Source organism: Rothia sp. HMSC062F03, from assembly GCF_001836905.1.
Lineage (GTDB): Bacteria > Actinomycetota > Actinomycetes > Actinomycetales > Micrococcaceae > Rothia > Rothia mucilaginosa_A.
In genome coordinates this window covers 27,896-51,853 of record NZ_KV830869.1, presented here as the reverse complement: position 1 = coordinate 51,853, position 23,958 = coordinate 27,896, and the positions used below count along the sequence as shown (strand labels likewise).

General features: G+C 60.9%; 15 protein-coding genes and 1 tRNA gene. 1 reads left to right on the top strand and 15 read right to left on the bottom strand.

The window, feature by feature from the left end; all coding sequences use genetic code 11:
• Positions 1-108: 108 nt before the first annotated feature.
• The 14 genes from pknB to HMPREF2674_RS03075 form a co-directional block, all read right to left on the bottom strand.
• The gene (gene pknB, locus HMPREF2674_RS03140; RefSeq protein WP_070824793.1) at positions 109-2,241 is read right to left on the bottom strand and encodes a Stk1 family PASTA domain-containing Ser/Thr kinase; all 2,133 of its coding nucleotides are present in this window, start codon (positions 2,239-2,241) and stop codon (positions 109-111) included.
• 47 nt (positions 2,242-2,288) lie between these two features.
• Positions 2,289-4,040 carry a protein kinase domain-containing protein gene (locus tag HMPREF2674_RS03135; RefSeq protein WP_049345821.1) on the bottom strand — a complete coding sequence of 584 codons (1,752 nt, stop codon included), beginning with the start codon at positions 4,038-4,040 and terminating at the stop codon, positions 2,289-2,291.
• Positions 4,037-5,476, bottom strand: coding sequence for a peptidoglycan D,D-transpeptidase FtsI family protein (locus tag HMPREF2674_RS03130; protein ID WP_049342958.1), 1,440 nt, complete (start codon positions 5,474-5,476; stop codon positions 4,037-4,039). The genes HMPREF2674_RS03135 and HMPREF2674_RS03130 overlap by 4 nt, the downstream gene beginning before the upstream one ends.
• Positions 5,469-6,929, bottom strand: a complete 1,461-nt coding sequence (locus tag HMPREF2674_RS03125) for an FtsW/RodA/SpoVE family cell cycle protein (protein WP_049333744.1) — start codon at positions 6,927-6,929, stop codon at positions 5,469-5,471. The genes HMPREF2674_RS03130 and HMPREF2674_RS03125 overlap by 8 nt, the downstream gene beginning before the upstream one ends.
• Positions 6,922-8,637: a PP2C family protein-serine/threonine phosphatase gene (locus HMPREF2674_RS03120; RefSeq protein ID WP_070824792.1), complete on the bottom strand. Its 1,716-nt coding sequence runs from the start codon at positions 8,635-8,637 to the stop codon at positions 6,922-6,924. Before HMPREF2674_RS03120 ends, HMPREF2674_RS03125 begins: the two co-directional genes overlap by 8 nt.
• Positions 8,638-8,640: 3 nt before the next feature.
• The gene (locus tag HMPREF2674_RS03115) at positions 8,641-9,105 is read right to left on the bottom strand and encodes an FHA domain-containing protein FhaB/FipA (protein ID WP_049333748.1); all 465 of its coding nucleotides are present in this window, start codon (positions 9,103-9,105) and stop codon (positions 8,641-8,643) included.
• Positions 9,105-10,034, bottom strand: a complete 930-nt coding sequence (locus tag HMPREF2674_RS03110) for an FhaA domain-containing protein (RefSeq protein WP_049333750.1) — start codon at positions 10,032-10,034, stop codon at positions 9,105-9,107. The genes HMPREF2674_RS03115 and HMPREF2674_RS03110 overlap by 1 nt, the downstream gene beginning before the upstream one ends.
• 230 nt (positions 10,035-10,264) lie before the next feature.
• Positions 10,265-10,351 (bottom strand) — tRNA-Leu (locus tag HMPREF2674_RS03105).
• A gap of 125 nt (positions 10,352-10,476) precedes the next feature.
• Positions 10,477-10,764 (bottom strand): PLDc N-terminal domain-containing protein, encoded by a 288-nt coding sequence (locus tag HMPREF2674_RS03100; protein WP_049333752.1) that lies wholly within the window; start codon positions 10,762-10,764, stop codon positions 10,477-10,479.
• Positions 10,765-10,967: 203 nt separating this feature from the next.
• On the bottom strand, positions 10,968-12,539 hold the full coding sequence (locus HMPREF2674_RS03095) for an alanine/glycine:cation symporter family protein (protein ID WP_070824791.1): 1,572 nt from the start codon (positions 12,537-12,539) through the stop codon (positions 10,968-10,970).
• A gap of 312 nt (positions 12,540-12,851) precedes the next feature.
• Positions 12,852-16,304 (bottom strand): bifunctional lysylphosphatidylglycerol synthetase/lysine--tRNA ligase LysX, encoded by a 3,453-nt coding sequence (gene lysX / locus HMPREF2674_RS03090; RefSeq protein WP_084824418.1) that lies wholly within the window; start codon positions 16,302-16,304, stop codon positions 12,852-12,854.
• Between the two features lie 42 nt (positions 16,305-16,346).
• Complete coding sequence (gene nhaA / locus HMPREF2674_RS03085) at positions 16,347-17,705, bottom strand: Na+/H+ antiporter NhaA (protein ID WP_070824790.1); 1,359 nt, start codon at positions 17,703-17,705, stop codon at positions 16,347-16,349.
• A gap of 243 nt (positions 17,706-17,948) precedes the next feature.
• Complete coding sequence (locus HMPREF2674_RS03080) at positions 17,949-18,473, bottom strand: ferritin (protein WP_049333759.1); 525 nt, start codon at positions 18,471-18,473, stop codon at positions 17,949-17,951.
• A 538-nt stretch (positions 18,474-19,011) separates the two neighbouring features.
• Positions 19,012-19,560, bottom strand: coding sequence for a MarR family winged helix-turn-helix transcriptional regulator (locus HMPREF2674_RS03075; protein ID WP_070824789.1), 549 nt, complete (start codon positions 19,558-19,560; stop codon positions 19,012-19,014).
• A gap of 1,454 nt (positions 19,561-21,014) precedes the next feature.
• On the opposite strand from HMPREF2674_RS03075, the gene HMPREF2674_RS03070 reads away from it, so the two are divergent.
• The gene (locus HMPREF2674_RS03070; protein ID WP_049333763.1) at positions 21,015-21,638 is read left to right on the top strand and encodes a superoxide dismutase; all 624 of its coding nucleotides are present in this window, start codon (positions 21,015-21,017) and stop codon (positions 21,636-21,638) included.
• Positions 21,639-21,993: 355 nt separating this feature from the next.
• Here the strand turns inward: HMPREF2674_RS03070 and HMPREF2674_RS03065 are convergent, their stop codons facing one another.
• Entirely contained in the window at positions 21,994-23,817 is a 1,824-nt protein-coding gene (locus HMPREF2674_RS03065) for an ATP-binding cassette domain-containing protein (protein WP_070824788.1), read from the bottom strand.
• Positions 23,818-23,958 lie beyond the last annotated feature (141 nt).

The window sequence follows — 23,958 nt, the reverse complement described above, 5'->3', positions numbered from 1 at the left end:
GTCGCGAGCAAGCCCGGGCACACGGGCAGGCACACGAAAGGGGCGGCGCCCCACACCCAACGGTGTAGAGCGCCGCCCCTTTTTTTCGCGGCTAACCTCTAAAACCCCTTAGCGGGAGTTAGCGTTATTTGCATTGGCGTTCGCGTTATTACCCTGAATCGTACGGGTACCTGCAGTAGCGGACGCAGCCGGTGCCGGAGTAGCCGAAGCGGTAGAACGCTGCTGGTTCTGGTTACCGGTGGTAGCGTTCTGGTTACCGGTCGAGGCGGCAGGCTGAGTAGCCTGCTGAGTGGCCTGACGCTGCTGGTTACCGGTGGTAGCGTTCTGGTTACCGGTCGACGCTGCTGGCTGAGTAGCCGCAGCAGTCGGGGCAGTCGTCTGAGTCGGGGTAGCAGCCACGCGAATCGTCACGGTGCTGTTCTGCGGCACCAGGGTACCGGCCGCAGAGCTCTGCGAAAGCACGGTACCGGCGGGACGCTCGGTCGTCTGAACCGTCTCAATGTTGGTGTTCAGCAGAACATCCTGAGCGGTCAGAGCGGCAATCGCCTGATCCTTGGTCAGACCCACCAGCGAGGGGACCTTCACCTTACCCGAGGACAGGACAATGTTCACGGTGCTACCGGCCTCAACCGTCTGAACACCCTTATCGTCCGTCGAACCCTTCTCGGGGGACAGCTCAACCACCATACCGGCAGGCACCGAAGCGCTCTCCACGGTGGAGACACGGCCGTCCACCAGACCCAGGTCCTTCAGCGCGTTACGCACGTACGCCTCGCTCTGGCCCTGCAGGTTATCGGGCAGCTTAATCTTCTCCGGGCCGCTTGAGACGGTCACGGTCACGGTCGAGCCCTTATTAACCGTAGAACCGACACCCGGCTCGACGCTGATCACGTCGCCCTTCTTGATGTTGTCGGAGTAGCCCTGACGGTACTCCACCACGAAGCCTCGGTTACGCAGCTGGTTATCGGCATCATCGCGGGAAATGTTCACCACGGCCGGAACCTGAACCTGCGGAACCTCGTTCAGCTTGTTCTGGTAATACAGCACCGAGCCGACGCTAAATGCCAGTAGCGCGGCGATGAGAATACCAACCAGGAAGCGCGTCCACGCACGCTTACGGGGCGAACCCTCATCGTATTCGACGTACTCCTCATCCTCGTACGGTTCCTCTTCATCCTCGTAGTCGAAGAATCCGTTGAGACCGCCGTCCTCCACCGAAGCCTCGGTAATCGAGGTGGTGTACGGGGCGTAATCTTCGCCCAGAGACGCGGTGGTTGCCGACGGCACGAACGCGGTCGTCATGGCGGCGTCCTGAGCCACGGTTTCCTCGCCGGGACGAATCACGGAGACCAGTGCCTGCTCGAACTCGGCAGCGCTCTGATAGCGGTCGTCCGGGTTCTTAGCCAGACCCTTCAGAATGACCGCATCCAGACCTGCCGGAACCTCGAGCGGGGTGAACTTGCTCGGGGGCTCAGGGGTGTCGGAGAGGTGCTTAGCAGCCAAATCCACATTCGACTCGGCATCGAAGGGGGAACGGCCGGCAATCATCTCGTAAATCACGCAGGCGGCCGAGTACAGGTCGCTACGGGCATCGACCTCCTTGCCGCTGACCTGCTCGGGGGACATGTAGCGTGCGCTACCCATCACCACGTTCGCCTTGGTCAGCGCCTCGCCGGCCTCCTCAATCGCGCGAGAAATGCCGAAGTCCATGACCTTAATCTGGCCCGGCTGACCCTTCGCGATATCCTCGCTGGTGCGGTCCAGCACCATGATGTTCGCCGGCTTAATATCGCGGTGAATGATGCCCATCGAGTGGCTGTACTGGAGCGCGCCCAGCAACTGCTCGGCGTAGCCCAGCGCATCGCTCACCGGCAGGTGACCGCCACGCGACAGGATGGTGCGCAGGGTGTGACCCTCCACGTACTCCATCACGATATAGGGGATGAGCGTAGACTCGCCCGCGGCCTCATCCACGCCGTAGCTCTGGGAAGGATCGAACGAACCGGTGTCATACACCGCAACAATCGCAGGATTGTTCAGAGACGCGACGGCCTCCGCCTCCCGCTTGAAACGGGCACGGAAGGTCTCATCCTGGGCCTGCTCCGGACGCAGAATCTTAAGAGCCACCTTGCGGCCGAGGCGGGTGTCCTCGGCAGCGTAAACGGTCGCCATCGCACCGGTACCGATTACCTCGAGTACCTTGTAACGGTTATCAACCGTGTCGGGAACCGACAGGTCCATAAGTTCTCCTGGATCAATAAGACAAAAACTAAATCAAAACGTAGGGGCTAACGCGCCGTGGCGGAAGCCGACGCAGACGGTGCAGCGGAAGCGCTGGCACTCGATCCCCTACCCGAATTGGAAGAGGCCACATACATGTCTACATTACTACCAACCGTCACCTTAGTGCCAGATGAAGGCGTAGTACGAAGAACCGTGCCGGGGGCCGCGGTATCCGAATTCTCGTAGTGAAGAGAAACATTCACGCCGAGCGCTGCGACGGCCTTCGAAGCCTCGTCCACGTTCTTACCCTCAAGGTTCGACGGGAGAGTCACCGACTTCGGACCGGTCGAATAGCGCACCGTGACGCTATTGCCCTGCTCCAAAGTACCCGTCGGAGAAACCGAAATCACCGTGTTCTCCGGTTGAGTGGACTCCACACCCTCCGTCTTGGGGGAAAGGCCGAGGTTCTTCAACTCGTTCACCGCATCCTGCAGCTCACGACCCTCGTAGTTCACCGCGTTCACGGTCACCTTCTTCTTGGAGGAGGTCGTGGCAGCAGCCTCGCTCGTCTCCACCGTCGACACCTTACCGGTGTTTGTCGGTTCCGAAGAGGCCGAAGCGCTCGCCGATGTCTCCGGGGACGTGCCGCCTCCACCATTATTGGTGAAGAACACGGTCCAGATGCCGCCCAGAATCAGCAGGATTGCCAGCAGCATCGCAATCCACATCCACACGTTCGGGCCACGCTTCGTCGAGGAACGGGGCGCCGCGGCAGAACGCTCCGTACTCGTGCGCACCGTCTGGGCGCTCGTGCGGGGGATAGGCGCCGTGGTCGGTTCCGGCGAGAAACGCCCGCCCGAACCAAAACGCGGTGCGGCGGAGGCGCTAATCGGCTCAGCCGCAACGTTCATGGCGTCCATGGCCACGGTTGCATCGTCGGCATTCTCCTCGGCCAGGAACTGGGCCAGGGAGGGCACAGCCTTCACCGCTGCCTTCAGGTCGCGGCGGCGAATCGCATCCACCGCGGAGGCCAGGGCGGTTGCATCCTTGGGACGCTGCGCCGGGTCCTTCGCCAGCAGGCACATAATCAGCGCGCGTGCCGCAGCCGGAATGCTCTCCGGAAGCGGCGGCGGCGGATCGTTCACCTGAGCCAGCGCAATCGCAATCTGCGACTCACCGGTGAACGGGCGTCGTCCCACCAGGCACTCGTAACCGATGATGCCCAGAGAATACATATCAGAAGAAGCGGTCGCAGCCTGGCCGGTAGCCTGCTCGGGAGCCAGGTACTGGGCGGTACCCATCACCTGACCGGTCGCAGTCAACGGCACCTGGTTTGCCAAGCGCGCGATACCGAAATCGGTCACCTTCACGCGGTCGTCCGGGGTGATAATCAGGTTACCGGGCTTCACATCGCGGTGCACCAGGCCCTGCGAGTGAGCGGCAGCCAGCGCACGAGCGGTCTGCGCGATAAAGTTCAGGACGCGGTCCGGCGGCAGGGTACCCTCGCGCTCGATGATACTCGACAGGGGGCTACCCGGCACAAGCTCCATCACCAGGTACGCGGAGTTATCCTCCTCGCCGTAGTCGAACACGTTCGCCACGCCGGGGTGGTTCAGCAGCGCCGTATTGCGAGCCTCCGCGCGGAAACGCTCCAGGAAGCCGGGGTCGCCGGTGTACTCTTCCTTCAGGATCTTGACCGCAACGATGCGACCAAGCACCTTATCGCGAGCCTTCCACACCTCACCCATACCGCCAATTGCGATACGCTCGGTCAGGGTGTAGCGCCCGCCCAGGGTAATATCAGCCGCAGGCCTCACTTGTTCAACACCGCCTCAAAAAGTTGCTTACTTGTACCGGTTGCCAATTGTGCGCCGGTCGCCACGTCAATATCTTCGTACACCACCGCGATGGCAATCTGAGGGTCATCGGCCGGAGCGAAACCGGTGAACCAAGAATTATTCAAACCCGCCGTCGTCTCTGCGGTACCGGTCTTACCCGCCACCTTCACGCCCGCGACACCGGCATTACGTGCAATACCATTATCAACCGAATTCACCATCCACTGCTTCACCTGGTTGGCCACCTCGGGGGAGGTGGAGGTGCGGAGCTTCTCAGCCGAGAACTCCTGCAGGGTGCTCAGGTTGCTGGTCTTCACCGAACGAATCAGGTTCGGCTTCATCTGCACACCGCCGTTCGCAATCGCCGCGGAGGTCATCGCCACCTGCAGGGGCGTGGTCTTCACGTTATACTGACCGACGGCCGACTGAGCCAGCTGGCTCTGCGTCATATTCGAAGGGAACGAAGACTTCGACACGGTCAGCGGAATCTTCAAATCCTGACCGTACCCGAAGTTCTCGGCGGTCTTAGCGATACGCTCCTGACCCAGGTCCATCGCAATCTGCGCGAACGGGGCGTTACAGGACTGCGCCAACGCCCACTCAATCGTTGCCTGAGTTCGGGTGGAACACTGGCCGCCCGTGTAGTTCGGCAGGCTGATGTTCGTGCCCGGCAGAGGCAACTGCGCGGGGTTCGCGATAACCGACTCGGCGTTGTACTTACCCGACTCGAGGGCCGCGACCGCGTCAATAATCTTGAAGGTCGAACCCGGCGAGTATGTATTACCGGCAATCGCTCGGTTGAAGAGGGGCTGATCCTCATCTGCCGTTAGCGCCTGGTAGTTCGCAATCACGGAAGAACCCGAGTGGGAGGACAGCAGGTTCGGATCATAGGAGGGGGAAGAAGCCATCGCCAGAATCTCGCCGGTCTTCGGGTTCAGCGCCACGACGGCACCCTTACGGCCCTGCAGAGCGTTGTAGGCGATGTCCTGAAGCTTCGAGTTGATGGTCAGCTCCACGCTGGCACCCTGAGCGGAGGAACCGCTGAAGAGCTGCGCCACGCGATCGTAGAACTGGCTATCGCTCGTGCCGGCGAGCTCCTTATCCATGGCGGCTTCCAGGCCGGTCGCACCGTAGATGGTGGAGAAGTAGCCGGTCAGAGCCGCGTACTTGAGCGGGTGGTTGTACACGCGCTGGTAGTTGTACTCATCATCGGACTTCACCGAGGAAGCAATCTCCGTGCCGTCCACCACGATGGAACCACGCGCCGAACCGTAGTTGTCGTACAGTGCTCGGCTATTCCACGGGTTAGCCATCAGGGTCTTCGAATCGAAGAACTGAATATAGCTGAGGGTACCCATCAGCAGGACAAACACGCACGCGGCTGACATCCACATGCGGCGAATCGCCCTATCCATTCTTCTCACCTCCAGAATCCTTTGCCGTGATACGGGCCAGGACGCTCGTCGCGCCCTCGGGCTCGTAGCTGGTATCCATATGGTCGATACCCTGCGATGCATCGTAACCGGCCACCAGGTGCGGAGCACGGGCACTATGCGAAATCGACAGCCACAGCGCCACAATAATCCAGTTGGCCACCAGCGACGAACCGCCCGCCGACATAAACGGAGTCGTCAGACCCGTCAGCGGAATCAGACGGGTCACGCCGCCAATCACCACGAACAGCTGCAGCACCATGACCGTGGACAGTCCCGCCGCCAGCAACTTACCGAAGCCGTCGCGGGTGCCCAGAGCCGCGCGGTAGCCGCGCGAAACCAGCAACATGAACATCATCAGGATGGCGCCCAGACCAATCAGGCCCAGCTCCTCACCCAGCGAAGAGATGATCATGTCGGAGTTTGCGTAGGGAACCAGGTTCGCTCGGCCCTGACCCCAGCCGCGACCAAACAGGCCGCCGTACGCCAGGCCGAATACGCCCTGTAGAATCTGGCCCGAACCACCCGGCGAAGCCTGGTAAATATCCGGGTCAAAGGCGTGAACCCACGCGTAGATGCGGGCGTGCACGTGCGAAACGTAGTTGTACGCGAAGTACCCACCCACAGCGATACCGATACCGGCCACGACCAGCCACGACAGGCGGCCCGTCGCCAGGTACAGCATCGCCATGAACAGGCCGAAGAACATGATGGCCGAACCCAGGTCCTTCTGGAATACCAGAACACCCAGGCTCACGAGCCAGGCCAGGAACACCGGTGCAAGGTCGCGCAGTCGCGGCAGGTTTACCGGACCGATGCGGCGGCCCGCCACCAGAATCAGGTCGCGGTGCGTTGCCAGGTAACCGGCGAAGAAAATCGCCAGCGTAATCTTCGCGACCTCGCCGGGCTGGAAGGTGCGGTTGCCGATGTGAATCCAGATGCGCGCACCGTTCAACTCCATGCCCAGGCCGGGAATCAGCGGCATGATGAGCAGAATCATCGACAGCACCAGGGAGGTGTACGTGACCTTGCGCAGCACGCGGTGGTCGCGCAACACGAACACGATGACCGCGCACAGCACCATGGACACGCCCGTCCACATGAGCTGGCCGTCGCCCACCGGCGCGGCAATCTGCGGGTCCAGACGGTAAATCATCGTCAAACCGATACCGTTCAGAGCCACCACCAGCGGCAGGATGAACGGGTCGGCGTAGCGGGCACGGAACTGCAGGACCAGGTGGATCAGGAGCGAACCGGCGCCCAGCACGATGGTGCAGGGAAGCCACTGGCTCTTCGAAGTGTCCAGGGCGTGCTCCGGGTCAATCAGGTACATGCCGAAAGAGCTAATACCCACGGCCACGACCAGCAATAGTAGCTCCGTGAAGCGGCGCGCGCGCGGCGCATCGGAATCGCGTCGGAACGACAGCTTAGCCATGGTTCTCACCGCCCTCCGTGCTCGGGGATTCGGTCGGGGTTTCAGCCCCTGATTCCGCGGGCTCGGGAGCCAACGATGCGGTCGCCGTCGGATCGGGGGTCGGCGAAGCGGAGGCGGACGCCGCCTGCTCCGCCTTGATGCGGTTCTGCTCGGCCTGGGTCTTCAGGCGCGACACAATCTGGTGCGCCTCGTTCAGGTCCTTCGCGGTAATCGAATTACGCAGCAGGGTGCGGGTGTGGTCGGAGAGCTGCGAGGTCGAAATATCGGTATTCTCCACCACGTGCGAGAGGCGAATCGGGCCCAGCGCCTGCGGAATACCGTTGTACACCGCCACCGTGCCGTCGCTCTCGCCCACGTAGTAGCTACGCTCCACGTAGCGCAGGCCGGTCCACGCCGCCAGGGTCAGCAGAGCCGCCACCAGCAGGAAGATGAAGAGACGCACCGACCAGGAACGGCGGGAGGTGCGTTCGGCCGGCTCCTCCGCGATGAGCTCCTCCAGCTCGGCGGGCAGGGGCGCTTCATCCACCGTTAGCGGCATGCGCTGAGCCACCGTGGCGCGGTGCTCCAGGGTACGGGAGGTCACCGCCGGAATCATGCCGGTCTCGGTCGCCACCGCGGCGGCACCGACCAGCTGATGCGGACGCGAACCCAGCTCGCCACGCAGAATCGCGGCGTTGGTGAGGGCCGCATCCACGGCGTTGTCGTAGGTTCCGATGTGGTGGCGCACCGCATCGGAACCGCTGTGCAACAGGGTTCCGGCAAAGTCGCGGGCACGGCGGAAACGACGCACGTTGTGGTGAGCGGACTCTTGCTCCAGCGCAGCGAGGGTTGCCTCCGCGGCCTCGGCGGTTGCGGCAATCTCGGGGAGCTTCTGCGTATTCACGCTGACTTCCTGCTCCGCCACAATCGAGTCGGGCAGCGCGGAATCGGGTAGCGCGGAGGGACCCACCGGCTCGTCCACCGGCAGTTCCTCGCGGTCGATGACCTGCAGGGCCACGACGGTCACGTTATCGGGCGCGCCGCGCTCCAGGGTCATGGAGATGAGCGTGTCGGCAACCTCCGCGAGGTCGTCGTGCGAACGCATCACCTGCTCAATTTCGGGTACGGAAACCACGGCGTCCAGGCCGTCCGAGGACAGCACCCAGCGCTCGCCCACGACGGCGTCCAGGGTCTTGAGCTCCAGCTCGGGGGAAGCGTCAACGTCACCGAGCACGCGCATAATCACGTTCTTATGCGGGTGGTGTTCGGCCTCCTCCGGGGTAATGCGGCCCTCGTTCAGCAGGCGCTGCACGAAGGTGTGGTCGGTCGAAATCTGCTCGAACTCACCGTCGGCACCCGGGCGCAGGCGGTATGCACGCGAGTCACCGATGTGGGCAAACTCGATGCAATCGCCGTCAATCAGCAGCGCGGTGCAGGTGGTGCCCATACCGGCAAGCTGCGGGTCGTTTGCGGCCAGCTCGTTAATAATCAGGTTGGCGCTCTGAATCTCGTCGGCCAGGTAAACGCCGCCGGTGCCGTTCTCAAAGTCGGGGTGGTCCAGCGGGGTCAGGTTTAGCACCGTGGTCGCGGAGGCGACATCGCCGCCCACGTGGCCGCCCATGCCATCGGCGACGACCGCAAGGTAGCGGCCGCCGTAACCGGAATCGTCGTTCTTAGAACGTTTGAGGCCCGTATCGGAGCGCGCCTCAAGACGGAAAGCAATCTTCATCGGCTACCCCCTCAGCTGCATGGTGGTGCCGCCCACGCGGAATTCATCACCGGGTTCAATCGGGGTAGCGCGAGTCAGCCGCTCACCGTTGACGTACGTGCCGTTGGTCGAGTTCAGGTCCTCCAGGAACCAGCGGGAACCCTGGGGGAACAGGCGGGCGTGACGGCCCGAAGCGTAATCGTCCTGTAGGGACACCTCAATATCGTTGGCGCGACCAATCGTGATGGGGTGGTCGCCCAGCTGCATCATGGCGCCGGCCTGCGCGCCCTCGGTAATAATCAACTGCGAGGGCCGCGAGGGCGGGGGCGTGATGTGGGTGGCCTCGGCGGAAGCCTCCACAGGCACTGCGCGGTAGTTCTTACCCAGACCTAGGTCGCGGCGTGCCGCGGAGACCACCAGGAACACGAAGAACCAGATGAGCGCCAGGAACGCGTAGCGAAGAATAGTGACTGTTAGTTCGGACGCCATTAACGGGCACCTCCGGTAGAACTATGGAAGATGATGCGGGTATTGCCCATGCGAAGGAGTGAACCGTTGGTCAGCACCACGGGAGAGCGAAGTGGAGCCCCGTTGACGAGGGTGCCGTTCGTGGACCCCAGGTCGGTGGCAACGACGGCGCCGTTATGCGCCGACAGCTGCACGTGACGACGGGAGACGCCCTTATCGTCCAGGCGCAGGTCAGACTCCGAACCGCGGCCCAGCGTGAAGGGCAGGCGGCTAATCGGGTGCATGCGCCCGTTAATCTCCAGGAAAAGACGGGGAGCCGCCGCGGCAGGAGCAGCCGGGGACGCCGGGGCACCGTGGGCGCCCTGCGGGGCGTGCCCACCCTGGCCGCTACGCGGGATGCGCGAGAGACGAGAGTTCGGCTGCGCCACCGGCTGCTGCGGCTGAACCGGCTGCGCGGGCTGAGGCTGGGCGGCGGGTTTCGTGATGCGCGTGGGCAGCGAAGACTCCCGGGGCGGGCGCACCGGCGCGTAGTTAGCGGCGCCGCGCAGGGTGGGGGAGGCGGGCGCATCCGGAACCGAGAACGGCTCGAAGGTGGCCACCACCTCGAATTCACCCTCGGCCAGGGAATCGAGAACGTTGAAGGTCACGCGCACCGCGCCGATGAGGGTGTATCCCTGGGCGCGAGCGTGAGAGATAGCCAGGTCGCACAGCTCCACGGCGAACGGGTTGCCCCACTCGCGCACGCGCGGAAAATCGACCGGCGCGAAGCGGAGCGTGTAAATATTCGGGGCCATGGTGCGGCCGCTGCCGTCCACGTAAGACTCGTCGTCCATCATGATGCGGACGCGGTTGGCGACATCTGCCTTCTCAAAGGTGCCGAAGCCCTTAGAAAAGCCGACGGTGCGGCCGATGCCCTGTTCCAGCTTTCCTAGCTTGTCGAAAAACTTCATGCCGCCTCCTTCTCAACGACCAATCCGAGCAACTACTGCGCTCGCGGTATACCTCAAAGGGTTCAGTTTAACGAGCGTGTCTGTGCGTTAGCTGTGTGTTCTGTGCGTGAACACACCCGGTTCCATTTTAGGGGATGCACGGGTGAATCGGCCCGGAATCCCGCGTATCGTCTGGGGATTGGGCCGTTAATGCATGAAAAAATCCCCGGTTCTTTCGAACCGGGGATCGTTGGTGCGCGAGGGGGGAGTTGAACCCCCACGCCCTCACGGGCACACGGACCTGAACCGTGCGCGTCTGCCTATTCCGCCACTCGCGCAAGTGTCTTACGGTGTATCACCGCAGGCAACACATAGAACTATACGGGGTGCGTGATGCACTGTCCAATTGAAATGGTGTGACCTTCGTTACCTTAATGGTTGGGGTGGGGGTGTTAGACCCGGACTACTCGGCCCGAGCCGCAACCTCACCGGCTTCCCCAAGTGGAGCCCCGTCCCGCTTCGCCGCCTCCAGCTCCCGCTGTGCGGCCTCCGCGCGCTCGGTACGAACCCGCAAAATCCAAACCAGGGGGCCAAGATACGGCAGGAACAGCACCAGCAGAAGCCACTTAAGCTTCTGCACCTCGGAAAAGTACGGGCTACGGTGCACCGTCAGCAGACCCCACAGGGCCAGGCCGATACCCAGCAGGAAAACCGCGGTCACCACGATATCCACTACGGGCTTCCAGTCCATTACTTCTCCTCACAATGCCTCAATAGCGCCCCGCCTACGCGCGGCGCACCTCCACCAGAATACCGGTGCACGCGACGCCCACCGGCCGAATCGCACCGTTGGGCCCCCGAATAGCGTGAGGGCCCGCCCCCACATTCGGCGGGAACGGGCCCTCACACAGCTCTCAGTCGACGGCTCACGCTCGGTGAACCGCGTCAGCTAGCCTAGCGACCGGCCTTCGCAGCCTTCTTGGCGGCCTTCAGCTTGCGACGCTCGGCCGTCTTCGCATCGTACTCGGCCCAGAACTCGCGGGTCGTCACTACGTCCGTGCCATCCCAAGCCGCAAGGTTCTTAATCTCCGGAAGGTCCGAAGCCCTGAAGATCGGCTCCAGGCCGGCCTTACGCTGCGCCTCGTAATTCTTCAGCACCGCAACAACCTTCGGCGTCATCAGCAGCACCGCCGTCAAGTTCACAATCACCATGCCGGCGTTCAGCATATCCGCGGTCGTCCACACCAGATCCAGCGAAGAAATCGCGCCGAAGAACACGAACACCAGAACCAGCACGCGGAAAATCGTCAGGACCACCTTGTTCCCGGTCACGAAGCGCATGTTCGACTCGCCGTAGTAGTAGTTACCAATCACAGTCGAGAACGCAAACATGAAAATCGCGATAGTCAGGAAGTGAACCGCCCAATCGCCCAGCTGCATAGCCAGCGCCGACTGAGTCAGCGAAGCACCACGCGACTTATCACCGTAGGCCGGGTTTGACAGCAGCACGATAAACGCGGTCACGGTGCAGGCCATCATCGTGTCAAAGTAAACACCCAGGGTCTGCACGTAGCCCTGCTTAGCCGGGTGAGAAATAGTAGCGGTAGCGCCGGCGTTCGGGGCGGTACCCATACCGGCCTCGTTGGTCAGCAGACCGCGCTTCATACCCCAAATCACGGCACCCATGGTACCGCCGGTCACGAACTCCTTAATGCCGAACGCGCCCTGGAAAATCATCAGCAGCATGTTCGGGATCTGGGTGATGTTCAGCAGAACCACCAGCAGACCCAGCAGTAGGTACAGCACCGCCATAATCGGAACCAGCCACTCGGTCACCGAAGAAATCGCGCGAATACCACCGAAAATAATGGCCGCGGTCAGCAGTACCATGACGGCGCCCACGACCATGCGGAAGCCCATGGAGTTCGTACCCGACACGTCGATGCCCAGGGAGTTCGAGGTCGCATCCACCACGGCGTTAGTCTGCACAGCAACGAACACGAACGCATAGGTAATCACGATGAACGCCACGAAGATGTAACCCATCCACCGGGCGTTCAGACCGCGCTTCATGTAGTACGCGGGACCACCGATGTAGGAATCCTTACCGCGCTCCTTGTACAGCTGACCCAGCAGAGACTCCGCGAAGGCAGAAGCCGCGCCCACGGCCGCGATAACCCACATCCAGAACACAGCGCCGGGACCGCCCATAGCGATAGCCAGGGCCACACCCGCCACGGTACCGGTACCCACGCGGGATGCGGCAGAGACCGTAAACGCACGGAACGAAGAGATGCTCTTCTTACCGTCAGCCTCACGAGCAACCGGGTCACCCAGAACACGGACCATTTCCTTAATGGAACGCCACTGCACGCCGCGAGTACGAATCGTAATGTACAGACCAGCCGCAATCAGGGCGTAGTAGAGGAAGTTGCTCCACATCCAGTTCTGCACAGCATACACGGAAGAAGTCAGTCCCGAGGTCTGCTCATTTATGTCCCCGATGATGTTCAGAAGAAAATCCACTCGGTACTCCAATCTAGAAAGCGCGAAAGCCCACACGTTCACACCGAAGGGTGGGTTACGAGGGGCTTCTCTGCTGGTGATGCGGCTTTAGATCCGCGGCGCGCGGTCAAAATGCGCACGATTAGTCATCTCATTGTGGAGTTCGCGGGCTTCGTTCGGCAACTTAAAAGTGGGGCAGAGCTCAAATTGTAACGAATACTTAATATAGGGTCGGGTTAAACATTCACGCCCCGGCGGGCCGCGAAGAGGCGGTGCCGGGGTGAGAAGGCGCGGTGCTGTGCCCTATCCTTGCCCTCTAATCTTGGCGGAACTTCACGAGCGCCGGGGTTTCACGAACGGGAACGAAAGCACGCCGCGAATCTGCGTCTGGGCCAGCAGCATCACAAGGCGATCAACGCCCAGGCCCAGGCCGCCGGTCGGGGGCATACCCGTCTCCAGGGCGTACAGGAAGTCCTCATCCACCTCCATTGCCTCCGGGTCACCCGCGGCGGCCTTCAGTGACTGCTCCGTCAGACGCTCACGCTGCACGAGGGCATCCGTCAGTTCCGAGTAGGCGCACCCCATCTCCATGCCGTTAATGACCAGGTCCCAGCGCTCCGCCAGGCCCGGTACGCTGCGATGCGGAGCCGCAAGCGGGCTCGTTTCCGCCGGGAAATCCGTGTAGAACGTCGGTTCCACGGTGACGGCCTCCACCAGCTCGCCGTACAGCTCCTCGATGATGGCGCCCGGCCCCATGCCCTCGTGAACGCGCACCCCGTGACGCTGCGCGAGGGCCAGGAGCTCCTCGAAATCTGTCTGCAGGTCGACGCGGCGGCCCAGCGCCTCCGAAAGGGCATCGCACACCGAAACCACGCGCCAGGGGCCCGAAACATCCGTCAGCACACGCTCCGACGAGGACTTGGGGCCAAGGGGCAGCTGAACCATGCCGAATACGGCCCGCGCGGCGTCCTTGATGAGTCGCTCGGTCAGCTGGCGCATCTGCACGTAATCGGCGTGGGGGCGGTACGCCTCCAGCACCGTGAATTCGGGGTTGTGGGTTGCGTCCGCACCCTCGTTGCGGAAGTCTCGGCCCAGCTCGTACACCGGGCCGCTACCGCCAACCACCAGGCGCTTGAGGTACAGCTCGGGGGCGATGCGTAGCGTCAAATCCTCGCCGTAGGCGTTGATGTAGGTACGGAAGGGGCGTGCGCTCGCCCCGCCGTGCACCGTGTGCAGGATGGGGGTCTCAACCTCGAGGAAGCCCTCGGCGTCCAGGCGCGCGCGCAGTGCTTTGATAACCGCCGTGCGTAGGCGCAGGTTGTGCATCTGATCGGGATTCACGATCAGATCGGTCGAGCGTCGGCGCAGGCGGGCCTCGGGGTCGGTGAAGGAATCGAAGGGGATGGGGTGCAGGCTCTTAGCGGCCATACGCCAGCCGGAGGCGATGAGCGAGGGGGTGCCCGTGCGGCTCGTGCCGTAGGTGCCAGTGGTTTCGATGAGGTCACCGGTATCGAGAGCTCGGGAGGCGAGGGTTAGGAGCTTCTCGCCAACGAGCTCACGCTCTAGGATGACCTGCAAGGTCTTGCCGGCCTCAAAGAGCGTCACAAAGAGGACTCCACCGTGGTCACGCAGAGCGCGAACGCGACCCGAAACAGTATATTCTTTTTCAGGAATATTTTGGTGGGAGAATATATTGAGGGCCTCGGGCACGCTGAGCACCATAACAGAGCCATCCCAACCATGGGTTTTGGTGACATCCTCACCCTCGATGGGGTACGGGTTCATGCCGGCATCGCGCAGCTCCTGCAGGTGGCGCAGGCGGTGCTGCGTCTGCTGGCTACGGGGCACCTGCGGGTGCTCCTCGGCGCGCACCTGCTGCATCTCGCGCAGAAGAACCAACTCACCCTCGCTCAGCGTGCGATGCTCCTCCCGCGAGCGTCGGGCGGACAGATCCGGCAGGAAGCCCTCCGCCACGCCCGCCGCAACCGCAACGTTCACAAGCGCCAGCGTCGGCTCGCAAGCAAGGTAGCGGGGTACCCAACGCGGAGAGAACTTCAGGTTGAAGCGATACAGGCGACGCAGCTGTAAGAAACGGTCCAGCACGCCCAGGGAACGGGAAGCGAAACGATTCCACGCCGAGGCACCCACCCGGTCGGCCGCGGCGAAAATCTGCCCAAACATCGCGAAATTCAGGGACACCCTGCGCACGCCAAGCGAAGCGGCCTGCTCCATGAGGGAGGCCACCATGAACTCCACCACCCCGTTGGGGGCCTCGGGGGAGCGGCGCATGACATCCAGAGAGAGCCCCGTGGGGCCCCAGGGCACGAAGGACAGTAGGGCCACCATGCGGCCCTCCCCGTCGTGGGCCGATACCAGAACCGTGGACTGATCCGCCGGATCATTGACGCGGTTCAGGGCCATGGAGAAGCCGCGCTCCACGCGACCGTGCCGCCACGCCTCGATATTGTGCTGGATCTGCCGCTTCTGATCCTCGTCAAGCTCGGAGTAGCGGCGAATCTGCACGCCGTACCCGCCGCGTCGCACACGCTGAACGGCCTGGCGCACCGCAAGCATCGAGGTGTCGTTGAGGGTGAATCGGTCGGTCTCGAGCACCGCCTCCTCGCCCATCTGAAGCACGCTCAGGCCCGCCCGACTATAGGCGCGCGCACCGGCCTCGCTGACGCTCAGGGCCGCCGGAACCCAACCGTAGCTGCGGGCCTGCAGCATCCAACGTTCGATGACGTCCTGCCAGGCGTGCGGATCGCCCACGGGGTCGCTGGAGGCCAGGCACACCGAACCCACAGTGCGGTAAGTGATGGCCGCCCTGCGGTCGGAGGAGAAGATGACCTGCTTATCGCGACGGGTCGCAAAGTACGAGAGGGAGTCGTTTGCGCCGTAGTGCTGCAGCAGGGCACGAATCTGTAGCTCCTTCTCGCCGTCCCACTCGTCGGGGGCGCGGTACCCGCGGGCCAGCTGATAGAGGGCCAGCACGAGGAAGAGACCATCGCAGACAGAGGCGATAAAGCCCATGACATCGGCGGACCACAGTCCCGGATGCATACGCTCGATGCCCAGCCCGTGCAGCAGCAACTCCCACACTGAGACGTGGCGTAGCTCGGGCCACCAACCCACCCGGCAGAGGTACCACAGGGCGAGGGTCGTGAGAGCGATGCCGCCCACCGCGGTCGCCAGGGCCCCGGCCCAGGAGAGGCGCCCCACGCGCGCGGGGAACGCCGAGCGAATCGTCACGAGGAAGGGAACCAGCAGCGCGGCGCACAGAATCGAGAGCATGTCGATGCTCGAGGAGAAGAGCCGGTCCTTGGGCATAATGCCGGCGGGAAAAAAGAGGGTGAAAGCGCTATGCGAGGCCAGGAGCGCGCCAAAAATCTGGAAGGCAATGACGACGTATAGGGCGGCGCGTTTACGAGCGATAAGCCCGGAAACCACCACAATCAGGGTGATGGCGCTGGGCAGGGTGTGCGTGGACGGGATATTGAGCAGGTCGGCGATGACCTCCCACCAGGTGAACCCGCGGCCGTGGCGTAGCGGCGAGAGAATCCACGCGAACGAGGTGAGAATCGCGGCAAACGAGTACACCCCGATAACCCAGCGTGCCGAAATTTCTGCGTACCGGGAGGGGACGGCGAGTTTCTGCCGCCTCCTGCCGGTTGAGCGGTGGCGAGCATGCCCATCCGCTACGTATTCCGCGCGTTCAGCGGGGTTGTCCGTCGTGCGACGGTCCCCGCAGGGAGCGTGGTTTTCGGTGGTTTCGATGCGGTGAGACATGGTTATCTTCGGCTGGGAATCGGGGTGTAGCGGGTGAGCGTTTTAGGCCTTCGGCTCGGTCTTCGGCTCGCGGTAGGTTCCCTCGAAGACGTCGGGGATGCCGTTGTCGTCAGCGTCCACGCTTTCCTTCTCAGCCAGGGCACGGTAGTGCTTGTTACGGCGAGACAGGATAGCCGCACCCACAACGGCAGCCAGAACAGAGCCGACGAGAATCGCAATCTTTGCGTCCTCGGTGTGCGGAGAGCCGTGCGGGAAGGACAGCTCAGCTACCAGCAGGGACACGGTGAAGCCGATACCGCCGGTTGCAGCCAGACCGAGCACGTCAATCCAGGCGACGTCCGGGTCGAGGTTGGCGTTCTTGAAACGGGTCACGAGCCAGGTAGTACCGAAAATACCGATGGTCTTACCCGCAACCAGCGCAACCATGATGCCGACCGCCACGGAGTCGGTGAGGGCGCGTCCGAGGCCTTCAAAGCCGCCAACGGCCACACCCGCGCTGAAGAACGCGAAGACGGGCACGCAGATGCCCGTGGAGAGGGGGCGGAAGCGGTGCTCCAGCACCTCTGCCAGGCCGTGTTCAGCGTGCGCTGCCTCGGAGCGTGCGGACATCTTCACGGGCACCAGGAAGCCCAGAACCACGCCGGAAATGGTGGCGTGAATACCGGATTCGAGGAAGAGTGCCCAGGTGATGATGCCCAGGGGCAACAGCAGAACCCATGCGGCGAGCGGCTTCAGGTGCAGCATGGTCTCACCACGGTAGGCGATGAACGCGAAAAGTGCGAGCGGAATCAGTGCGAAGAGCAGGTACTCGCCGTGGAAGTTATTGGTGTAGAAGATCGCGATAATGCAGATTGCAATCAGGTCGTCGACCACAGCCAGGGTCAGCAGGAAGACACGCATCGCAGAGGGGAGGAAAGTACCCACGGCGGCGAGAACAGACACCGCGAACGCAATATCGGTTGCGGTGGGGATAGCCCAGCCGTGCAGTGCGGTGGGGCTGGTGAAGTTCAGCGCCGTGTAGATAATCGCGGGCACCGCCACGCCACCGAAGGCAGCCGCAATCGGCACAATCGCGGTGGAGGGTGACTTGAGGTCACCAATCACGAATTCCTTCTTCAGCTCCAGGCCGGTGAGGAAGAAGAAAACGACGAGCAGACCGTCTGCCGCCCAGGTTCCGATGCTCATCTGCAGGTGGTTGAAGCCGGGGATAACCGGGCCGACCACGGTGTCTCGCAGACCAAAGTAGAAGGTGGAGGCGGGGGTGTTGGCGAGTACTACTGCCAGCACCGTCGCGATCAGAAGCACGGTACCGCCGACGGATTCTGCGCGCAGAATGTCGGCTACGCGGCGTGAGTTGCTATATGAGCCGCGGCTGAGGGTATCTGGGTTGGTGTGAGTCATTCTCTCCTCTTTCTGCCGCGATATTATGCGGCATCTAAGGCTTTTAAGTTTACTCTGCACTGTATGAGTATTCGAGTATCCGCTGGCGGCTTTTAGCTCCTGGATGGTGCACTGTGGTGGGTTTTCAGGTGTTAAATGCATAAACGTTCCGCCCTCGCCGCGGTGTGCGGGGAGGGCGGAACGTTAAATATTCTGCAGGTATTCTGCGGGCTCGACTAGGGGCCTAGCCGCACGAATACGAGATTAGGCGCCTGCGATGGCGGGTGCGCCGGACTCCTGGCCGTGGTCGTCGCCCAGCTCGCGTGCAACGTAGTTCTCCAGGTCGAAGAGGTTGCCGTTTGCGCGCTTTACAACGGTTACGAGGGTCTCCATGGTTGCAACTTCCTCAACCTGTTCCTTCAGGAACCAGAGGATGAACTGCTCGCCCAATGCGTAGTTCTCAGCGCGTGCTGCGGAGAACAGTGCCTCGATCTGGCCGGTGACAACCTTCTCCTGTGCCAGGGACATGTCAACGATTTCCTGGACGTTCTCGAAGTCGTTCTTGACGGCGGGAACAGCGGGGATCTCGACCTTGTGGCCGCGGTCCAGCTTGTACTGAACCATCATGAGTGCGTGCTCGCGCTCTTCGAGGGACTGGCGGTAGAAGAACTTAGCCAGCTGGGGCAGGTCCTCACCGTCAAGCCAGATAGCCATGGACAGGTACTGGTGGGATGCTGCGAACTCGTGGCCGATCTGCTCGTTCAGAAGGTCGTAGAAAGACTTAGACATATGGTTTCTCCTTATATGGTGGTTGCTTTTAGGCGCCGGGATGGCGCGGTGCAACCTGTTGGTATTTATCGTACGGGGTGCTGTGGGGTGTGTACAGAGAGAAAAGGCTAATCGGTGGGGTAGATGAGGCACCCCTGACATATTGTCACCACTACCCTTAGTGTGGGTGACCTGAATACAACCTTTGGGATGGGTGGTATTGGGTGTGTTTCCTTGAGATTTCGCGGTTGAGGGAGGCGTTAGACACCCCAACATCCCGCGTATATGCATGATGCCCCGGCGCCCGACAGCCGGTCATCCGACATTTCAAAGCGGTACGTGATACCGCAAAAATTTTTTTAAAATTCTTCGCATGTATCGATGCTCGGGACAACTTTAAGCGGTTTTAAGGTTCGCGCGTACCGCAGCGCTCGCGACTGCAAGAGCCTATTTAAGAAATCTATTAAAGAGATAAGGCACGTTCCCGGTGGGGAATGTGCCTTATCTCTGGTTCTCTCAACTCTCGCCCGGGGCGAATCTTACCCGAAGGCGGAGGAGGTTATTGTGTGGGGTAGTCCCCACGCTGCAGTGCATCAATCGAGATGACATTCGAGGGGGTGTTGCCCAGGACTGCCTCACCGATTTCTGCGAGGTGCTCAATCTGCTCGGTCGTGAGGTGGTCGAAAATCTGGCGGCGTACTTCGTTCACGTGGCCGGGGGCGACCTCCTGCACCTTCTGCTCGCCTGCGGGGAGCAGGTGGCAGATGCTGACTCGGCGGTCTTCGGCGCTGAGGGAGCGGCGCACGTAGCCGTCCTTCTCGAGGCGGGCCACCACGCGGGAGAGGCGCGCGGGGAGAGTATTTGTGGTGATGGCCAGTTCGGTCATGGTCAGAGAGAGGTCGTTTGACTCGGAAAGCATTGCGAGCACCATGTACTCGACGAAACTAATGCCGGCCTCGCTCTGAAGCTGGTTCTCGAGGCGGCGGGTGAGGTTAAAGATGATGGAGCTGATAAAGAGCCAGCCCTCACGTTCTTCGGCAGAGAGCCAGCGCGGAGACTCAAGGCTTGCAGTGCCGTCCGGGTGCTGCGGTGTGGTCGGTGTGGACACGGAATCGGTTCCTCTTTTATCGGATGTGAATTTTATCGGATAGGAACTCTCCGAGGGAGAGATGTGGTGTGGTTGGCACCCATTGTAGCGAAGCAACAACCGCTCAAGGTTGAAATTGGTACGGTCAAGTAATGCTTGACACTTTGGTGCTAATTTTTAGGAGGGTGCTAGGGTTGTCGATTTATGAGCATCAAGTGCAAAAACAGCAATCTGCCTAGTGACCCAAGACACTTATAAAAAGATTTCTACCGCAAGTATAAACGAGAATGACTCAAAAATCATCTTGGGCCCACCGGGCAACTTCCGCGAAATATCAAGGATTTTAGGGGTATTGATGAAAATTCTGGAGAGTGCAAAGAACTTGCCCTGGGTGAAAAATAACAAAACGATAACAAATTTTTTAAAAAACCCCCGGTTTTAGGTTTGCAGACGTTATGAAACCGTGTACACTGATTACATAACGGGGTCGAAGGAAGCCTCCGAGGCGAGACCGGAAGCTCGCTTCGATAGGTTCGACTCTCTATTTATCGGTGATTGTCGTCGGTGTACGAGTAACTCGTATTTCTACCGACGGATGTGCGGTGCGGATGCAGTTCGTGGTTGGGCTGCATTCCGTACCGTATCTTTTTAATTGCGTTTCTCTATCACTCACTCAAGAGCATCCCGCGGCGGGATGCTCTTTTCTTTTGCCCTTTACGCCCCGACGTCGGCGTCGACGGAAATTTGGCACTCTGGTGCGGCTCCTCGGGGTAGTTTGGTTCCCTGGCGTTCCGGGGGTACGTCTCCCCAATCTTGTCTCCCCCCGTTCTTGTCGGAAAAGAGGTTATCCACAGGAGTTTTCCACAGTGTGGAGAACTTACATGCGTGTGATTCTTGCTCCCTGCGCGGGGGGACCGATGTGCCTTAAAAATTCTGGGCGGCTGGAAAATTCTTGTAATTACAGGCTTCTGCGCTCGTTAAAACCGAGGGGGAATTCTTAAACCGAAAGGTTTCTCGCCTTTAAATCCGCGGATTTAGATTTTCTCCACAGTTGTGGATAACCCTGTGCACTTAATCCACCGCCTCCGCCCCGCGGTCCCAAAAATCGTTAGGTGATGTCACGAGATGTCACATACTTCGGCTGGGGGCGAGGGGCTTGGGCGCGACGTAATCCTCCGCCTATCCCCTTAAAAGATGGTTATCCACAGAAGTTTTCCACAGTGTGGAGAACTTACAGCACTGTTATTCACATGAGTGCATACCCCGATATTTCAAGGCAGAATAGGGTGCCGAACCTGAAAATCCTGCTGATACACAGGATTATCCACAGATGTGGGGAAAAGTCTTTGCCTAAGATCCACAGGCTCGAGCGAGGTTTTACATAAATGTGACGCTCCCCAACTTATGAAAAGTAAAGTAAACGCTACGCTGGTAATCTTTAATGCGAGCCAAGTTTTCTAATGAAAGGCATCATCATGGCTGAAAAGTACACTCTCCCCGAGCTCCCCTACGACTACGCGGCGCTCGAGCCCCACATCTCCGCAAAGATCATGGAGCTGCACCACGATAAGCACCACGCAGCATACGTTGCAGGCGCTAACGCAGCTCTCGAACAGCTTGAAGAGGCACGCGAGAACGGTGCATACGGCAACGTCTCCAAGCTCTCCAAGGACCTGGCGTTCAACCTGGGCGGCCACACCAACCACTCCATCTTCTGGAACAACCTGTCCCCCGAGGGTGGCGACAAGCCCACCGGCGAGCTGGCAGCAGCAATCGACGAGTTCTTCGGCTCCTTCGACAAGTTCCGCGAGCACTTCACCAGCGTTGCACTGAGCATCCAGGGCTCCGGCTGGGCAATCCTCGCGTGGGACACCGTCGGCAAGCGCCTCATCATCGAGCAGCTCTACGATCAGCAGGGCAACATCTCCGTTGCACTGATCCCCGTTCTGCAGCTGGATATGTGGGAGCACGCATTCTACCTGGACTACCAGAACGTCAAGGGCGACTACGTCAAGGCATTCTGGAACATTGTGAACTGGGCTGATGTTCAGGCTCGTTTCGAGCGCGCAGTGTCCCAGACCAAGGGTCTGGTCCTCTAATCTAAGGTTTTCACCGACGCGGTGACGTAGCCGCGGCGGAATAACCGAAACGGGTGCCCGGTGCCTCCACATTCGGAGGTGCCGGGCACCCGTCTCTTTAATGGCTTAATCGGGGTATGTCCGCAATTTTAAGCGTGATGATGTAACAACTGGGATGTGAAATTTGTAAATCTGGTGGTTTTGAGTGGCAAATATGTAACTCTCAATCAGGTTTTGAGTGACAAAATGTAACTTTCCAGCAGATTTTGTCACTCAAATGTAAAGTTCACGCAGGAGTACATACACGATTGCTATGTAACTTTGTCCTAGATGGCGCTCTGGATACTATTTCCTGTCTTAGATGTACAGCGGAGCCCTAGAGCGCCAGCGTGCGGTCAATGCGGATGCGACGGCAGAAATCCTCATCATGGCTCACCAGGATGATTGCCCCCGTGTACAGGTTCAGCACCTGCACCAGCCAGTCCACCGAGGAAATATCGAGGTTATTCGTCGGCTCATCCAGCATGAGAAGTTGCGGCACCGGGTCGGCCAGAAGCACCTGCGCCACCGCTGCGCGGAAACGCTCACCGCCGGAGAGCTCACCGGTCTTATGGTGCACGCTCTCGCGACGGAAGAGCAGGCGCGCCAGCTGATCGCGCAGGTGCTGTTCGCTCACCCCGGGGTTTGCCCGCTGCACGCTCTGCAGGAGAGTCAGCTGTGGATCCAAGCTAATGCGCTGCGGAATATAAGCCCCTTCGATGCAATAGCTGACGTGGTAGGTGGGCTGCACGGGGGAGCGGTACTCCGGGTCTTTGGCGTGGGCGATGGCCTCGAGGAGGGTGGTCTTGCCGCTGCCATTCGCGCCGGTGATGCGCAGGTGCTCGGGGCCGCTGAGAATCAGGTGTTCTGGGCGTTCCGCCGGGGTTCCCTGCTGGTTCTTGTCGCCGGCTTCGGCGGGCGAAAAATGCAGATAATCAACCTTGGCAGGTTGCTGAACGGCAAATGTTTCACGTGAAACCCGAGAATCAACACGGCGGGAATCAACCCTATGTAGCTCCAGCACCTTGCGCCCCGCGGGTAGGGGCTGCTGGCTCAGTTCGGCGTAGATCTTCTCCTGCACGCGCACCTCATCCTGGGCGTTCTGGTATGCCTCCTGAGCCTGCTCCTGCTTGCCGATGCGCAGAACTCGAAGCTTTGCCGCCGCCTGACGTGAGGCGTCCTTGGCGAGGGCAAGAATCGTATCCGGCTGGTCGTCCTTCCACACCTGCGCCATGTTCTTCGAGATAATCTCCTGCGCCTGCACCCACTCGCGATGCGCTGAACGCACCCGGTTTTTCGCCTCGCTCACGCGGCGCTGAGCTGCCTGCTGCTCGGTGTCCAGCGCCTGCCGGTAGGTGCTGTAGTTACCCTCAAAGAGACGCAGATGCGCCAGCCCCTGGCGGTCGGCGTGAAGCTCGGCAATCACGTTCACGCGCTCCAGCAGATCGCGGTCGTGGCTAATGATGAGCGCCGGGCAGGGTAGCGCCTCCAGAGCGGTGAAGAGCTGAGCCTTCGCCGCGGAGTCTAGGTTATTCGTCGGCTCATCGAGCAGAATGAACTCTGGGTCAGAAATCATCAGCGAGGCAAGTGCGGCAATGACCGCCTCACCACCGGAGAAACTGCGCATGCTACGGGCAAAGAGCGCCTGAACCGCCTCCGAGTTGTCACGATCAACCACGGTCGCCGGGGTGAAACCGTAGGTCGCAAGAGCCGCGAGGGTGCGCTCCTCAACGTCCCAGTTCTCCCCGATGATCTCATAGAGTTCGGGGGAGTATTCGCCGGATTCCACTGCCTGCAGCGCCCGCAGAATCTCAGAGATTCCGCAGAGCTCGGCGAGGGTCTGCTCCCGGTCCAGACCCAAATCCTGAGGTAGATACGCCATATGTTCCGGCGCCGCCAAAGAACCGGAATCCGGGGTCAAATCACCCAAAATCAACCGCATAAGGGTTGTTTTTCCGCAACCATTGTCACCAATGAGTCCGGTCAGAGGTGCCGAAAATACCGCCGAAAGGTCCGCAAAAAGCGGAGGCTGGCTCGGGTGCGCAAAGTGCAGATGAGCGATACTAATGTGCGCCGCTGCATGGGAAGTGGCGTGCGAGCGGGCATCGCGGGAAGAAGCGGAACGGGGAAAGGTCGCCTGCGGCTGAAGTACGTGTGTCATACGAGCTCCTTGAGGTATGGATGCTCGGGTGCTCTCAAACTCCGACGGTGGTGCGTTGCAGTAGTGTGCCGGCGGTTTGGGTGCCTATGCTGAGCGCGTGGCGGTAAGAGGATCGCCCCAAAAAGGGTGCGAAAAAACCCG

Coding starts and splice junctions, on each gene's coding strand:
- pknB (WP_070824793.1), bottom strand. CDS start 2,241: ATGGACCTGTCGGTTCCCGACACGGTTGATAACCGTTACAAGGTACTC.
- HMPREF2674_RS03130 (WP_049342958.1), bottom strand. CDS start 5,476: ATGGATAGGGCGATTCGCCGCATGTGGATGTCAGCCGCGTGCGTGTTT.
- HMPREF2674_RS03125 (WP_049333744.1), bottom strand. CDS start 6,929: ATGGCTAAGCTGTCGTTCCGACGCGATTCCGATGCGCCGCGCGCGCGC.
- HMPREF2674_RS03120 (WP_070824792.1), bottom strand. CDS start 8,637: ATGAAGATTGCTTTCCGTCTTGAGGCGCGCTCCGATACGGGCCTCAAA.
- HMPREF2674_RS03115 (WP_049333748.1), bottom strand. CDS start 9,105: ATGGCGTCCGAACTAACAGTCACTATTCTTCGCTACGCGTTCCTGGCG.
- HMPREF2674_RS03110 (WP_049333750.1), bottom strand. CDS start 10,034: ATGAAGTTTTTCGACAAGCTAGGAAAGCTGGAACAGGGCATCGGCCGC.
- HMPREF2674_RS03100 (WP_049333752.1), bottom strand. CDS start 10,764: ATGGACTGGAAGCCCGTAGTGGATATCGTGGTGACCGCGGTTTTCCTG.
- lysX (WP_084824418.1), bottom strand. CDS start 16,304: ATGTCTCACCGCATCGAAACCACCGAAAACCACGCTCCCTGCGGGGAC.
- nhaA (WP_070824790.1), bottom strand. CDS start 17,705: ATGACTCACACCAACCCAGATACCCTCAGCCGCGGCTCATATAGCAAC.
- HMPREF2674_RS03080 (WP_049333759.1), bottom strand. CDS start 18,473: ATGTCTAAGTCTTTCTACGACCTTCTGAACGAGCAGATCGGCCACGAG.
- HMPREF2674_RS03070 (WP_049333763.1), top strand. CDS start 21,015: ATGGCTGAAAAGTACACTCTCCCCGAGCTCCCCTACGACTACGCGGCG.
- HMPREF2674_RS03065 (WP_070824788.1), bottom strand. CDS start 23,817: ATGACACACGTACTTCAGCCGCAGGCGACCTTTCCCCGTTCCGCTTCT.